The organism is Myxococcus sp. MISCRS1 (genome assembly GCF_026626605.1).
Taxonomy (GTDB): Bacteria; Myxococcota; Myxococcia; order Myxococcales; family Myxococcaceae; genus Myxococcus; species Myxococcus fulvus.
The window spans coordinates 7712280-7727066 of sequence record NZ_JAPNKB010000001.1; the positions used below are offsets into that span (position 1 = coordinate 7712280).

A 14787-nucleotide genomic window follows, 5' to 3' on the forward strand; every position below is an offset into this window, starting at 1 on the left:
CGCAGGCGGGGCAGCCGCCGGACCCGTTCGCGGCCCTTGACTCGAGCGACGCGACGCAGTCGGGTCGTCCGCCTGCTGCTCCTGGTCGCGTGGAGCTCTTCGCGGCCCTGGCTCCGAACGAAGCGACGCAGGCCGGGCGTCCGCCTTCGGCGCCCGCTCGCGCAGGAGGCGCGCCGCTCAATCCGAATGACGCTGCGCAGGCGGGACGTTCCCCCGCTGCGGCTGCTCGTGGAGGCGCCGCGCCGCTCAACTCGAGTGATGCGACGCAGGCCGGACGGCCTCCCGCCTCGGCTGCTCGCGGGGGAGCCGCGCCACTCAATCCGAATGATGCGACGCAGGCCGGGCAGCCTCCCGCCTCGGCTGTTCGTGGAGGCGGCGCGCCGCTCAACCCGCGCGATGCGACGCAGCCGAGCCGTCCACCTGCTGCTCCCGTGGACCCCTTCCTCGCCCCGAGCGACGCGACGCTCCCGGGGCGTCCTCCCTCGGCCGCGGACCCGTTTGCTTCCCTCGACCTGGGTGACGCGACGCACCCTGGCCATTCGCCCACCGCCGCGTCACCGGGACATCCCCCTTCGTCGCCTCCCGGCGCGCAGGACCTGTTCGACCTGAACTCGGACGGTGGCGAGGCCTTCGGCGAGCACGCGGGACTCGAGGCCTCGGACACCGGGCGCGCGGCGCTGTTCGGTGACGTGTCACCAGGCGCTCTCGACCACGATGGCTCGCACGGCGGTTCGTTGGGCTCGCTCCTGGACGACGTGCCTCCCGTGGACGCGGGCCAGGGTGGAGGCGTCACCCTGGGACGCGTGGGGAGCGGGGTGGGGCAGCGCGAGGTGCTGGAGCTGGACCCGAGCATGTCCGCCGCGCCCGTGGTGTCCGTGGCCAAGCCCACGGCCCGGCCCGAGGACGTCGGAATCCCCCAGGCCCGCCCGCCCAGTCGCGCGCGCAAGGTGACGGCCCTGTTCGTCAACCTGGTGGTCGCCGCCGCCCTCGTGGTGGGTCTGGGCGCGCTGGGCTGGGTCTACCTGCACGAGGGCCGGGTGGACTTCTCCGTCCTCTCTCCCGAGCGCCTGCGCTCACTCGTCGTCCCCGCGCCCACGCCGCTGGTGGCTCTCGACGTGTCCAATGGCCTGTACGAGACGCAGTCCGGCAAGCCGCTCTTCTTCATCCGAGGGGACGCGGAGAACCGCACCGGCTCGGCGACGCACCTGCGCGTGCGCGGCGCCCTCTTCGATGGGAACCAGCGCGTGCGCTCCGTCGAGGGCCTCGCGGGCTCGGTGGCCACGCCCGAGGAACTCTTCGCGGTGAGCAACACCGAGTCGGCCCAGGCCCTGCGCCAACGCATGGACTCCTCCGCCGTCTCCGTGGCCCCCGGCGCCAGGGCGCCCTTCCTGCTCGTCTTCCACGAGTACCCAGCCGCCCTCGATGGCTTCCGCCTCGAAGTCACGGTGGAGGCCGTCCCCGCGCCCGCCGCGGCCACTCCTCCTCCCGCCGAGCCCTCCGCGCCGGCCCAGGCCAAGCCCACGGAGTGAGCCGCCATGCCCTCGCTGGAGGAAGCTCGCAACGTCGCCCGATTCCTCCACGCGCTCGGAGGCGGTGCGTCGGTGCGTCGCAAGGCGGCCGCGAGGGAGCTGTCGCGCGGAGACCCGCTCGACGCGAATGAACTGGTAGGGCACCTCATCTCCCTGGCCCGTCAGGGCTGGGAGCCCGCCACCTGCGTGCTGTCCGACTTCATGGCCGCGCTCGCGCAGGAGGCCGAGCACATCCCCCACGTGGGCGCGCTGCGCAGGCTCGCGCATGTGCAGTCGCTCGACACCGTGGCGGACCTGTTCGCCCAGGGCCCCGCGAAGCGCGAGATGAACCCCGATGCCGCGGCGCGCGCGGACGCCAACGCCTTCTCGCAGTCGCTCGGGCACCTCAAGCAGCAGGCCCGGCTCACCCGGGACCCGGACACGCTGTCGCGACTGGCCACGGTGAGCAACCCCTCCGTCCTGCGCAACGTCCTCATCAACCCCCGCCTCACCGAGGAGCTGGTGGTGCGCGTGGCCGCGCGCCGTCCCGCGCGTCCCGAGCCGCTGCTCGAAATCTGGAGGTCCCCGCGCTGGTCCGTGCGCCACGCGGTGCGCCGGGCGCTCGTCTTCAACCCGTACCTGCCTCCCGAGGTGGGCGCGAAAATCGTCCCGCTGCTCAACACGGGGGACCTGCGCGAGCTCATCTCGGACAACGCCGTGCACGCCTCGCTGCGCGAGCAGGCCTCCCGGCTCCTGGCCGAGGGCCCCGAGTCCCTCCGCCCCGCGAGCCCTCGCGCGACGGAAGTCCCCGGAACTCGCATCGGGCACCACGGTCCGGACTGAATCGAGGCGCCTTCCTCTTCACGAGGCCCCGAGCGCCGGAAACCCACGTTGGACACGACGGCGCGGGCACGCGCGGACAGTCGAGAAGCAGCGGGGAGGGGCGGCCGACCTAGCGGCGGCGCGGGGCGTCCTGCTCGGTGTACTCGGCGTCGGTGGAGCCCCGACGTGAGGACGGCAGCGACTTGGCGTCGATGAGGTCCTCGCCCTTGGACGCCTTGCGGAACGAGTAGACGAACTTGCCCACCGCGTTGCCGAGCTGACCCATCCGGGCGGCCGAGAAGACCACCAGCAGGATGAAGCCGAGGACGATGAATTCTCCGAGGCCGAGGCCCATGATGAGGGCACAGTGCAGCAAAGGGGCGGGGGAGGCAAGCCGCGCGTCCAGCCGTGGACGCCTGCCCGCACTTCGGCTGCACGCGCTGGCCGCTTCCGTCGCACACTGCGCCCATGCTCCTGCTTGCCCACCGAGGCGCCTCCGCCGACGCCCCCGAGAACACCCTGGAAGCCTTCACCGAGGCCGCCCGTCAGGGCGCCGACGGCGTGGAGCTGGACGCCATGGTGTGCGGCTCGGGCGAGGTCGTCGTCTGTCACGACGAGCGCCTGGAGCGCCTGGCCCGCCTGCCCTGGGAGGTGCGCACCACCCCCTGGTGGAAGCTCCAGAAGGCCGACGTGGGCTCACCCCTCGGCTTCGCTCCGGCCCGCATTCCCCTGCTGGAGGAGGTGCTGCTGTCACTGCCCCCACAGTTCATCGTCAACATCGAGCTCAAGTGCGAGCGCTTCGATGACGACGGCCTGGCGCGCAAGGTGGCCCGGCTCGTGCGCGACCTGGACATGGCCGAGCGCGTGGTCATCTCCAGCTTCAACCCGCTGTGCCTCTTCCGGCTGCTCGACGCCGCGCCCGAGCTGCGCCGGGGTTACCTCATCGACCCGGACCGGCGCTGGGGCGTGCAGGCCTACGCGGTGAGCCCGCTGGTGTCGTCGCACTCGGTGCACCCGTACCACGTGGACTGCACGCCGGAGCGGGTGGCCACCTGGCGCGCCGCGGGGCTGCGCGTGGCCGCGTGGACCGTGGATGACGCCGCACGCGCGAGCGAGCTCGAGCGCATGGGCGTCAGCTACCTCATCACCAACAGGCCGGGCGCGGTGCGTGAAGCCCTGCGTGCCGCGGCCTGAGGGCGCCGCTCAGAAGTCCAGGCCCAGCGTGGTGCTGAACGCGAAGACACCCGGCAGGCCCCGGTCCTCGCTCGCGCCCGGGTCCTCGACGCTGCCCGTGCGGGTGATCGACAGCTCCGCGCCCAGCTGCAGCACGCCGCCGATGAAGCGCACGCCGCCGTAGAAGCGCTGGTTCACGTTGTCGCCGAAGGACACCTTCCGGTACGGCGCCGTACCCTCCAGCGCCGCGCGTGAGTCGTTCCCGGTGGAGTCCTCGTAGGAGCGGTTCGGCTGGAAGTCGATGCGGCTGCTGGTGGCGCCCACGAAGCCCAGGTCCAGACCGCCGTAGGGCGTCAGCGTCACCATGCCGCCCAGGGGGAACTGCTTGCCCACGCCCAGGTCCAGGCCCATCACCGTGAGGCTCAAGTCCCTGGTGCCGAACAGCTTGGTGACGTGGCCGCGCACGCCCACGTCCGGCAGCCACGTGAAGCCCTCGTTGACGGCCCACTTCACCTCGCCGGTGGCCACCACCTGGCTGCTCTTCTCCACCCAGCCCACGCGCCCACCCAGCTCCAGCGAGAAGGGCAGGCCCTTGCGCACGTGGAAGGAGGGGATGAGCACCGTGGAGGGCTGCTCCGGGTTCTCGGTGGGGATGCGCACGCTGTCCGGAAGCGACACCACGGACAGCTCCGCGTTGATGGCCCAGGCCGAGTGCCCCGTCGTCTCCGGCGGCATCAGGTTCGCCGAGGTGATGGCGGCGCCCATGATGCGCGCGAAGGCCTGGAAGTCCGCGTTGGCGGAGGAGTTCGCCGTCGTCGGGTCCCCGAACTCGGAGATGCGCAGGTCGTTCTGGTCCGCGTACGCGGTCGCTCCCGAGACACACGCCGCCAGGGCGAGCCACCGACTGAACGTCCGCATTCGAGTCACCGCCTCCCGAGCACCCGCCGGCCGGGGGCGCCCCACGGCGTCGGACGCTAACGCCTGCTCGCGAGGAGCGTCAACAAAACGGGCGGCCCCTCCCGCCAGTCTCCGTGAGGAGGACTGGCGGAACGGACCGCCCGGAAGGCTGCGTCCGGCCCGTGGGCCGGAGGACTACTGCTGCCGAGGCTTCACCGTCCCGGCCGGCTGACCCGGCGCGGGCACCGTCTGGGCGACCTCCGCCGGACGGCGGCGGATGACCAGGGTGCGGCGGCTGGCGAAGTCGGTGCTCTCGCGCGCCACCACCAGCACGTTGTTGTTGCCCTCCTTGAGCGTGAACTCGGTGGAGAACTTCAACGTGTTGGGCTCGCCCTTGGCCGGGTCCACGCCCTTGAAGAAGACCTTCTGGTCATTCACCAGCACGTAGACGTCCAACAGGCCGTTGGGGTCCGTCACCACGCCGGACAGGGTGAACTTCTCCCCGTTGGCCACCAGGCCGCCCTGGGACGGGTCCGCGTCCAGCTTGATGTCCGGCGGACGGCGCGTCGTCGTCCAGGCCATCTTGGGCGCCACGGGCTTGCCGGCCTTCACCTCGCGAGCATCCTGGGTGCGCACGAAGGCGAAGCGGTTCTTCTCCAGCTCCACGCGCAGGAAGCCCTTCGTCGAGGCCTCCACCGGCAGCACCGCGGCGGCGTTCAGCTTCGCCACCGGGCGGGCGTTCTCCACCGGCGAGCCGAACAGCTCCACCTTCTCCGCGATGCGCACCGAGCCCTTCTTGGGCTCCATCGTGGCCACCGCCGCGTCCTTCACCGGCAGCTCCATCTTCTCCATCACGAACTCCTCGAGGGGCTCGTCGATGATGGCCAGCTTCAGCGGGAAGGTGTCGCCCTTGTAGCCCTTCTTCACCTCCACCTGGAAGCGCGCGGACTTCGTCTCACCCGACTTCAGCTCGCCGAGTTTGAAGCGGCCCTTCTCGATGAAGATGTTCGCGTCGCCGCCGTTCTTGATCTGCGTGAACGAGTCCAGCGCCGTGCCCGGACCCACGTTCGTCACGTCCAGCAGCACCGCCACCGACTCACCGCGCTGCACCACGCCGTCGCCGTTGCAGGCGGCGCAGTCGTCGATGACCTGCCAGTTGAACGCGAAGGACGGACGCGGCAGCTCGGCGAAGTTCAGCTCCGACACGCGCGTCTCCGGCAGCGCGCCCTGGTCGTCGAAGAAGCGCACCGTCACGTCGTCGCGGCGGCTGGTCAGGTCCTTGGGCAGGCGCACCTTCACCTTCCAGGACTTCTTCTCGCCCGGGTTGAGCGCGCCGAAGATGAACTCGCGGCGGTCCAGGAACGCGTTGTCGCTCTCGGTCCAGGCGCGAACGCGCTTGAGCGGCTCGCCGCCCTTGTTCTCCGCCGTCACCACCATCTCCAGCAGCTCGCCGGCCATGATCTTCGCGTCCGGGGACGGCGTCAGCGTGCCGGTCAGCTGCACGTTCTTCGGCGTGGGACCGGCGCTCCAGTCCACCCCCAGCGCGGCGATGGCGTTGTTGATGCGCGTCTCCTCCTCGCGGCGCTTCTGCTCGATGAAGGACTTGCCCTGCTCCAGCATCTTCTGGCGGGTGGTGGCCGGCGCGCGCAGCACGTAGTCGCGCGCGAACTGCACCTCGAAGTCCTCCTTGATCTCATCCTGGGACTCCGCGTCGAGCTGGTCGTCCAGGTCCTCGCCCTGGCCCGCCACGTCGAGCAGCGGGTCGTTCTCGCCGTGGGGCTTCTTGTCCACCTTCTCGGTGGCGGCGGCCTTGGGCTTGGGCTCCTCCTTGGCGGCGGCGGCCAGCTTCTCCTGCTGCTTGGGGTCCACCTTCAGGTACTTGAGGCTCTCGCGCGGCTTCTCGCGGTCCAGCACGTCCTCGCGCTTCTTGGCGACGGTGGTGGAGTCCGGGTTGCCGAAGTGCTGGTCCAGGTCCGCCTCGCCCATGGAGCGGCGCGACGCGAACACGTCCACGCGCTCGTCGGTGACGCGGGTGGGCACCAGTTGGATGTCCGGGACGATGCCGACCTCCTGGATGGAGACGTCGCCGGGCGTCAGGTACTTCGCGATGGTCAGCTTCAGCGCGCTGTCGTCCGGGAAGTCGTACAGCACCTGCACGCTGCCCTTGCCGAACGTCTGCCGGCCGATGATGACGCCGCGGTTCAGGTTCTTGAGCGCGCCCGCCACGATTTCGGACGCCGACGCGCTGCCCGCGTTCACCAGCACCGCGATGGGGTAGGCGTCCTCGCCCTCCGTGGGACGCGCGCGCTTCTCCTCGCGCAGCTTGTCCGACAGGCCCACCGTCGCGACGATGGTGCCGCTCGACAGGAACGTGTCCGACACCTGGATGGCCTGCTCCAGGAGCCCGCCCGGGTTGCCGCGCAAATCCAGCACCAGGCCCTTGAAGCCGCCCTTGGTGTCCGCCTGCTTGCGCAGCTCGCCCAGCGCCGCCTCCAGGTCGCGCGTGGTGTTGCCCTGGAAGTTCTTCAGCCGGATGTAGCCGACGTTCCCGGAGAGCATCTTGTGCTGCACGCTCTCGATGGAAATCATGGCGCGCGCCACCGTCATCACGCGCGGCTTCTCCCAGCCGTCGCGCTCCACGGTGATGGTGATGCGGCTGTCCACCGGGCCGCGCAGCTTGGACACGGCCTCGTTGAGGTCCATGTTGACGGTGGACTCCTCGCCAATCTTCTTGATGCGGTCATCCTTCTGGATGCCGGCGCGGTGCGCGGGCGTCTTGGGCAGCACCTTGACGACGGTGAGGTTGCCCTCGCGCATCTGGATGACGAAGCCCAGGCCGCCGAACTCGCCCTTGGTGGACAGCTTCATCTCCCGGTACAGCTCCGGGCGCAGCAGCACCGAGTGCGGGTCCAGGGTCGACAGCATGCCGTTGACGGCCGCGTACTCGATGTCGCGCGTGTCCTCGATGGGGCGCATGTTCTTCGACAGGAAGTCGAAGACGTCCTTGAGCGCGAACGACATCTTCCACAGCGAGTCGACGTGCGCGATGTCGAACTCGCGCGACTTGCCGTTGACGTTGACCGCCAGCTTGCCCGTCTCCGGGTTGCCGTCCACCAGCACGTCCGGGACGCTCTTCTCCACGTACTCGAGCGAGGAGATCATCATCTCCTTCGGCTTGATGCGCTTGGGGTCGACGTAGTTCTCCTTCACGTAGAGGATGACCTTGGTCAGCACGCGAAGGCTGTTGAGGTCATGCGGCGCCTTCTCGCCCTTGGCGGAGGGCAGGCTGCCGTCCCAGGTGCCCTGCCCCTGCCCGGCCTCCGCCGCGCCCATCATCAGCGGTATCGGCGCGCGATGGCTGCCCACGAGGGCCCATGCTCCGAGGAGCACGGCTACGGCGGAGATGCGGCGGAGAAAACGCGGCATGTGATTCATCCAAGCTGGAGCACCGTGCGGCACTCCGGGGTGTGACGTGAAATGCCTAGAAAATCCGAACCCTTGAAACGGTAGCTGGGCATTGAAGCGGCCGGGCAAGCCTAATCACGGCTTTCTGGTGCTTCAAGGCGTCGACTCTCCGCTGAAGAGGCAGAACGTCCCTGGCGGGCACTGCGTTCCCGCCCTGCTGGCTCCGACAGCCGGTGGAGGCGTTTATTTCAGGGCAGCGCCCCCCGGCTGGCCCCGGGAGGGGGCGGCAGGAGGCCCGCCTTCAGGAACCCCCGGTAGAGGAGGGTGCCCGCGACGATGGCCACCGGGAGGAAGAACGTATTGAGGATCGGCACCCAGAGCAGGAGGTAGACGCCCGCCCCCAGGCCCAGGCAGAGGGCGCGGCGCTGGCGGAGCATCCGGCGCACCTCGGCGAAGGGGTACAGGTGGCGCGTCATGGGGGCGGCCAGGAACTCGCCCGCCATCCAGGTCATGGTCCACAGGGCCCCCAGCACCGTCCACAGCACGCTGCCCACCCCGGGGATGAGGTGCAGGGGTAGCAGGAGCGTCAGCCCGGCGAGCAGGAAGAAGAGCCGGGCGAGCGTGTGCAACAGGCCCGTGGTGATGCCCCGCACGAAGCCGGCCAGGGTGAAGGGCGGGCCGTCGTTTCCTCCACAGAGGGCCTCGGTGGCCTCCGACAGCGGGTCCTGCAGGGGCGCGAGCAGCAGGGGCGGGACGATGTTGGCGCCCACCACCCAGAGCACCAGCCCCGCGAGCACCAGCACCGTGTACCAGGCGCCCCGGCCGTACCAGGACTCGGGCTGGGTCCAGACGGAGCCCAGGGCCAGGGGGGCGTAGTGGTACAGCAGCCACGCCAGGCCCACCAGGGCGATGGCGGTGACGACGGCGCACAGGGCGGACAGGGCGAAGAGGCGGCGGGAGCGCAGGATGAGGCCCGCGGCTCGGCCGAGCAGTCCCAGGCCCTGGAAGAAATCGGACAGGCGCGGCTGGGGGGACACAGTGGGGATGGGAGAGGGAGGGCTCATGGCGGGCCAGTGCGCGAATCGACAGCGGGTCCGGAGGTCCCCGTTATATAGGGCGCGCCCATGTCACTCGACCTCAAGCGAGCCGCCTCCGAGCCCATCACCTCCGTCGATATGCTGGTGTCGGGATTTCGCGCCGCCGAGAAACCCCAGGGCGAGCTGCGCCTGGGGCTCGAGCACGAGAAGCTCCTCTACCCCGTGGGCTCGTCCGAGCCGGTCCCCTACGAGGGTGACTCCGGGGTGGGCGCGCTCCTGAACCGGCTGGCCCCCGACGGCTACGTCCCGTTCCGGGAGACGCCCGACTCCCCCGTCATCGCCCTGCAGCGCGAGCGCGGCGAGGCCACCATCTCCCTGGAGCCCGGCGGCCAGTTCGAGCTGTCCGGCAGCCCCTTCCACACCGCGCGCGAGGCGCACGCGGAGAACCTGGCCCACCTCAAGCAGGTGAAGGCGGCGGCGGGGGAATTGGGGCTGCGGCTCGTCACCCTGGGCTACCGGCCCACGGGGACCACGTTCACCCAGCCGTGGATGCCCAAGAGCCGCTACCTGGTGATGCGGCGCACCCTGCCGGAGCGCGGCCGGCTGGCGCTGAACATGATGTTGATGACCGCCACCGGACAGGTGTCGCTCGACTGGAAGGATGAGGCGGACTGTGTCCGCAAGACGGTGGTGGTGGCCCGGCTGTCCCCCATCATGAACGCGCTGTACGCCAACAGCCCGCTCGTGGACGGAAGGCCCTCCGGCTATCTGTCCTTCCGCAACCGCGTCTGGGATGAGGTGGACCCGACGCGCTGCGGCTACCTGCCGGCGTTCTTCGACGGCTCCTTCTCCTACCGGGCCTATGTGGAGTGGGCGCTGGACGCGCCGCTGCTCTTCCTGCGCCGCCAGGGGCAGTACCTGCACCCGAAGCTCACCTTCCGACAGTTGATGGAGCAGGGCTTCGAGGGCAAGCCGCCGGACCTGGCGGACTGGACGGACCACCTCTCCACGCTCTTCCCGGAGGTGCGGCTGAAGAAGGTCGTCGAGGTGCGTGGCGCGGACTGCTGCAACCCTGCGATGACGGGCGCGCTGGCGGCCCTGTGGCGCGGCATCCTGTACGACGCCACGGCGCTGGACGAGGCGGAGCGGCTGTTGCCCAGGCTCACGTACGTGGAGCACCTGGCCTTCCACGACACGGCCCGGCGCGAGGGCCTGGCGGGGCGGCTGGGCGCGCGCGAGCTGTACCGGCTCGCGGAGGAGATGGTGGGCATCGCCCGGCGGGGCCTGAATCGGCTGGACGCGGCGGATGCGCCGCTGCTGGAGCCGCTCGCGGAGGTCGCCGCGTCCAAGCGCTCTCCAGCGGCGGAGTTGCTCGAGGCGTGGGAGAAGGACCCACGCCCCGAGACGGTGCTCGCGCTGCGCACGGTGTGAGCGGACGGGCTAGAAGCGGCCGCCCAGGGTGAGGTTGGCGTTGAAGAGGCTGCCCTTGGCGGCGCTGGTGGTGCCGGGGCGGTCCACCATGTTCTCGCCGCCCAGCAGGCGGTAGGTGGCCCGGGCGCCCGCGAAGAGGACGCTGCCCAGGCGGTAGTCCACGCCGGCGGCGAGCGGGAGCTCGGTCATCCAGTCGCTGTCGTAGACGCCATCGGCGCCATCGGAGGGGTCGACGTAGCTCAGGCCCACGCCAGCGCCGACGAAGGGCCGCCACTTCTCGTCGATGAGCGGGCCCGCCTTGGCCATCAGCCCCAGGTTGTTGCGCCACAGGCCCGCGTCCTCATCGTCGATGCGCCGCGAGTCGACGGGCATGCGCTGCAGCTCGTAGCCGACTTCGATTCCCACATACTTCCAGGCCTGGGCGTCGGCGTTGATGCTGAAGAGGGGGCCCACGCCCACGTCTTCGCCCAGGTCCCCCGTGAAGCTGCCCAGGCCCAATCGCACGTCGAGGCCGACCTCGGGCTGCTGCCTCACGTCCAGGGCCCCCGCCACCTTCTGGGCCTCAATCGCGAACGCGGGGCTCGCCAGCGCCACGGTCGCCACGGCGACTCCTCCCACCATCGAACGTCGCATCGACTACCTCCTCGTAAATCCGGTCAGCGGAAAGCTGGGCATCCGTTGAGTCGGCTACAGAGAGAGGCCACTGGAGCGGCGGTGGTTCGGAAGGTCCGACAGGAGCCGGACGAAGGGGCGCTCAGCGGCGGCCGAAGAGCTTCTTCAGCCCGGAGAGCAGGCCACTGGGACGCGCCTCGGGCTCGCCCACCAGCGGCGAGCGGGCGACGAGCGCCTCGCGCCCCGCGTCGTCCAGGTCCTCCAGGGCGAGGGAGACAGGCTGGCGGCGCACGCCTGGCAGCGTGGCCTCGAGGGACAGGGCGGCGTCGGCGGTGAGCGCGAAGTGCAGCTCCACCTCACCCGGGCGCTCGACGTTGAGCGAGAGGCGGCCGAGGTATTCGTTCTCCGCGACGAGCGGCGCGGTGCCCTGGAAGAGGGCGAGCTCCAGCGGGCCGGGCGCGGGCACGGGGATGACGAGTGTCTTGCCCGCGGGCAGTCGCGTGGTGCGCTCGAGCACGCGGCGCTGGGTGCCTCCGCGCTCGGCGACGCCGATGGGGGCGGAGAGGACCTCGGAGACGGAGGCGGCGGGCTTGCCGCCCTCGGCGAGCACGATTCCGTGGCCGAGCAGGGCCGCGCCCAGGGCCACGGCGCCGCGCGCGTCCACGTCGTCGCGCACGGGGACGCCGAGGCTCTCCTCCAGGCGGCGGCGGACGAGGGGCGTGCGGCCCTGGCCACCCACGAGGAGCACGGCGTCGAGTCCCTGAGGCGAGAGGGCGTTGGAGTCGAGGACCTCGCGCACGACGGACGTCACGCGCTGGGCGAGGTCCGCGGTGAGGGCCTCCATGCGCTCGCGGCTGAGCGGGGGGACGCTTCCCGAGGGCAGGCAGACGTCCACCTGGTCCTTCTCGGTGAGGGCCATCTTGGCGGACTCGGCGGCGCTGCGCAGGGGGCCCCAGTCGAGCGGGTGCTCGGGGCGGGGGATGCCCTGGGCCGCGAGGTCGCTGGCGAGGGCCTCGGCGATGCGGGCGTCGAAGTCGAGGCCGCCCACGGTGGGGTCTCCGCCGGTGGTGATGACCTCGAGGTCGTCGCCGGTGACCTGGACGACGCACACGCCGAGCCCGCCGCCACCGAGGTCCACGACGAGCACGCGCTTGCGAGCCAGGCCCTTGCCGTGACCGTGGGCGAGGGCCGCGGCGGCGGGGGCGGTGAGGATGCGCTGGGCATCGAGTCCGGCCATGGTGGCCGCGTCACGCAGGGCGGCACGCTGTCGGTCGGTGAAGTGGGTGGGGGCGCAGATGACGGCGCGAGTGGCCTTGCGGCCGACGAACGTCGACGCGGCGTGCTTCAGCTCGCGCAGGAGTAGCGCGGTGACGAGCGTGGGGGCGACGAGGCGTCCCCCGAGCTCCACGGAGGCATCCCCGCTCGGGTCCGCGGCGACGGGGAAGGGGAGCTGTGGGGCAAGGGTGCGCAGGCGGGGCGAGCGTGCGCGCAGGCCGAGCAGTCGCATGAGCCCGGGCGCGGCGCGACGTGGGGCGCGAGTGGCCTCGACCTGAGCGGCGGGGCCGACGAGCAGCTCTTCGTTGCCGTCCACGGCGACGAGGGCGGGGAGCTCGTGGCCGTCGGTGCCCGGGAGCGGGACGAGCTGGGCGATGCCGTCGTGGAAGACGGCGACGCGCGCGTGAGAGGTGCCCAGGTCGATGCCGAGGACGACCTCGGGGAGCGAGGGGGAGGTGGTGGGCGCGGAGACGGGGACGTCGAGCAGCGCGCGGCGGCGATTGCGCGCGGTGTCGGCATCTTGTGGAGGAGTCGGGGCGTCGCTGGGCGCGGTCCGCGCTTCGGTGGGGGGACGTGTCGCGGGAGTGGGGGCGGTGGTGACGGACGTACCTGCGGCACCGGGACTGTTGGGCGGTGCAGCGGTGGCGTGTGCCGACTGACCCGGTTCTGTCGTGCCCGTGGTGGCGGTCGCGTCTGTCGTACCGACGCTGGTTGAGGCAGTGGACTGTGTCGACGGGGCCGAATCTGTCGTGCCCTCAGTGTCTGCCGCACCGACGCTGGTCGATGCCGTGGACTGTGTCGACGAGGCCGACTCGGTGGTGACAGCCGTGGCGGTCACGTCTGCGGTACCTGCGCCGGTCGATCCAGTGGGCTGTGTCGACGAAGCTGACTCGGTCGTGCCCTCGGTGTCTGCCGCACCGTCGCTGATCGACGCAGTGGGCTGTGTCGACGAGGCTGACTCGGATGTGCCCGTGGATGCCGTCGCGCCTGCCGCACCGACGCTGCTCGATGCCGTGGACTGTGTTGTCGGGGTCGAATCGGTCGGGCTCGTGGATGCCGTCACGCCTTCCGCACCGACGCCGGTCGATTCAGTGGGCTGTGTCGACGAGGCCAACTCAGGCGTGGTCGCCGTGGTGGTCGCGTCTGCTGCCTCGAAGCTGCTCGGCGCTGTGGGCAGTGTCGAAGCCGACTCGGTCGTGTCCGCGGTGGTGGTCACGCCTACCACACCGATGCCGCTCGGCGCTGTGGGCAGGGTCGTCGAAGCCGACGCGGTCGTGCCTGTCGATGCGGTTACGCCTGCAGCATCGATGCTGGTCGATGGAGTGGGCTGTGTCGTCGAAGCCGACTCAGTCGAGCCCGTCGATGCGGTTACGCCTGCAGCATCGATGCTGGTCGATGGAGTGGGCTGTGTCGTCGAAGCCGACTCAGGCGAGCCCGTCGATGCGGTTACGCCTGCAGCATCGATGCTGGTCGATGGAGTGGGCTGTGTTGCCGAAGCCGACTCAGGCGTTCCTGCGGTGGCGGTCACGTCTGCTGCACCGATGCTGGTCGATGCAGTGGTCGGCGCTGCCGCGGCCGACTCGGTCGTGCTCGTAGATGCCGTTACTTCCGGTTCATTGAAGAAGTTCGACACAGGCTGTGTCGACGACGCCGATTCGGTCGTTCCCTCAGTGGCAGGCACGCCAGCCGCGCCGACGGTGGTCGATTCAGTGGGCTGTGTCGACGAGGCCGACTCGGTCGTGCCCGTGATGGAGGACACCTCGTCGGCCCTGGTGATGTTCGTGAGGCTGGGCGTCGACGAACTGGATTCTGTCGTGCTGCCCGTGGCCACGGACGTGTTGAGGGGCACTTCTGGGCCACTGGAGACATTCGCGGTGCTGGACTCCGCCGAATCGGTGGTCTGGGTCGACGCAGTGGGTTCTGTCGTGCCCGTGGATGCGGATGCTACGGCGAGGGTGACGCCTTTGGTTCCGGGCCCCGAAGAGGTCGTCGGGTCGACTGACTGGAAGGCCCCGGCATCGCTCGTTGGAGCCGTCTCCAACGTGTCCGCAGCGTCGGGGCTCGTTGACGCCTCGACGCCGGTAGACGAAGTCGTCGAAGGCTCCGAACCGTCCGTCACGGCCTCGAAGCGAGACGCATCACTCGCTGTCGAGGCAGGAGTCGATGGCCGCTGCGTCGACTCGGACCGTGCTTCCGAGATGAAGTCTGAATCGGCACTCGTCGCAGGTTCCGCTGTCTCAGCGGGCTCCGCGGTCGGCGATGAAGGCGGGGTGTCCCGCGCGTCGAAGTCGTCGCCGAAGAGCGCCTCAGCCGTGAGAGTCGACCGCGATTCTGGCGAGGCCGTCGTCCCCAGCGGCTCCGCCGTCAGCGGCCGCGCTCCAGGGGGGCCGGAAGCATCGGCGGGCTCGTCGTCATCGGGACCGAACAGGCTCGCGGTGATGTCGAAGTCGAGCCCGGTATCGCCCACGGATGCATCGGGAGGCGGAGCGGTGCTCGCATCCACCTGCGCGTGTGCCGGCTCCGCCTGATTGTCAGCCGTGCCCGCCGTCGTCGATTCCGAAGTGACGGGCCCTGTCCCAGAACCTTCGTCATGCCGGGCCACGGCCTCATGCTCAGGCTCCGCGCGC

General features: G+C 70.6%; 11 protein-coding genes. 5 read left to right on the forward strand and 6 right to left on the reverse strand.

All coding sequences use genetic code 11. From position 1 onward, the window contains the following. Positions 1-431 precede the first annotated feature (431 nt). Both OWM54_RS30775 and OWM54_RS30780 read left to right on the forward strand, forming a co-directional pair. Positions 432-1529, forward strand: coding sequence for a hypothetical protein (locus tag OWM54_RS30775; RefSeq protein ID WP_267701181.1), 1098 nt, complete (start codon positions 432-434; stop codon positions 1527-1529). A 6-nt stretch (positions 1530-1535) separates the two neighbouring features. After that, on the forward strand, positions 1536-2351 hold the full coding sequence (locus OWM54_RS30780; RefSeq protein ID WP_223748100.1) for a hypothetical protein: 816 nt from the start codon (positions 1536-1538) through the stop codon (positions 2349-2351). A gap of 109 nt (positions 2352-2460) precedes the next feature. Here OWM54_RS30780 and OWM54_RS30785 read toward each other — a convergent pair whose 3' ends face one another. Further along, positions 2461-2685, reverse strand: a complete 225-nt coding sequence (locus tag OWM54_RS30785) for a twin-arginine translocase TatA/TatE family subunit (protein ID WP_141329496.1) — start codon at positions 2683-2685, stop codon at positions 2461-2463. Between the two features lie 113 nt (positions 2686-2798). Here OWM54_RS30785 and OWM54_RS30790 point away from each other — a divergent pair, with 113 nt between their 5' ends. Next, complete coding sequence (locus OWM54_RS30790) at positions 2799-3524, forward strand: glycerophosphodiester phosphodiesterase (protein ID WP_267699801.1); 726 nt, start codon at positions 2799-2801, stop codon at positions 3522-3524. A gap of 9 nt (positions 3525-3533) precedes the next feature. On the opposite strand, the gene OWM54_RS30795 is transcribed toward OWM54_RS30790, so the two are convergent. From OWM54_RS30795 to OWM54_RS30805, 3 genes are all read right to left on the reverse strand, one after another. Continuing rightward, positions 3534-4421 (reverse strand): hypothetical protein, encoded by an 888-nt coding sequence (locus OWM54_RS30795; protein ID WP_223748102.1) that lies wholly within the window; start codon positions 4419-4421, stop codon positions 3534-3536. A gap of 174 nt (positions 4422-4595) precedes the next feature. Then, on the reverse strand, positions 4596-7835 hold the full coding sequence (locus tag OWM54_RS30800) for an MXAN_5808 family serine peptidase (protein WP_267699802.1): 3240 nt from the start codon (positions 7833-7835) through the stop codon (positions 4596-4598). 218 nt (positions 7836-8053) lie between these two features. Further along, positions 8054-8869: an EI24 domain-containing protein gene (locus OWM54_RS30805; protein ID WP_223748104.1), complete on the reverse strand. Its 816-nt coding sequence runs from the start codon at positions 8867-8869 to the stop codon at positions 8054-8056. A 60-nt stretch (positions 8870-8929) separates the two neighbouring features. On the opposite strand from OWM54_RS30805, the gene OWM54_RS30810 reads away from it, so the two are divergent. After that, positions 8930-10273: a glutamate--cysteine ligase gene (locus OWM54_RS30810; protein WP_248541882.1), complete on the forward strand. Its 1344-nt coding sequence runs from the start codon at positions 8930-8932 to the stop codon at positions 10271-10273. 9 nt (positions 10274-10282) lie between these two features. Here the strand turns inward: OWM54_RS30810 and OWM54_RS30815 are convergent, their stop codons facing one another. Then, positions 10283-10906 carry an outer membrane beta-barrel protein gene (locus OWM54_RS30815; protein ID WP_141329484.1) on the reverse strand — a complete coding sequence of 208 codons (624 nt, stop codon included), beginning with the start codon at positions 10904-10906 and terminating at the stop codon, positions 10283-10285. A 121-nt stretch (positions 10907-11027) separates the two neighbouring features. Continuing rightward, on the reverse strand, positions 11028-12647 hold the full coding sequence (locus OWM54_RS30820; RefSeq protein WP_223748287.1) for an Hsp70 family protein: 1620 nt from the start codon (positions 12645-12647) through the stop codon (positions 11028-11030). A gap of 184 nt (positions 12648-12831) precedes the next feature. Here OWM54_RS30820 and OWM54_RS30825 point away from each other — a divergent pair, with 184 nt between their 5' ends. After that, positions 12832-14688 (forward strand): hypothetical protein, encoded by a 1857-nt coding sequence (locus tag OWM54_RS30825; protein ID WP_267701226.1) that lies wholly within the window; start codon positions 12832-12834, stop codon positions 14686-14688. The last annotated feature ends 99 nt before the right edge of the window (positions 14689-14787 follow it).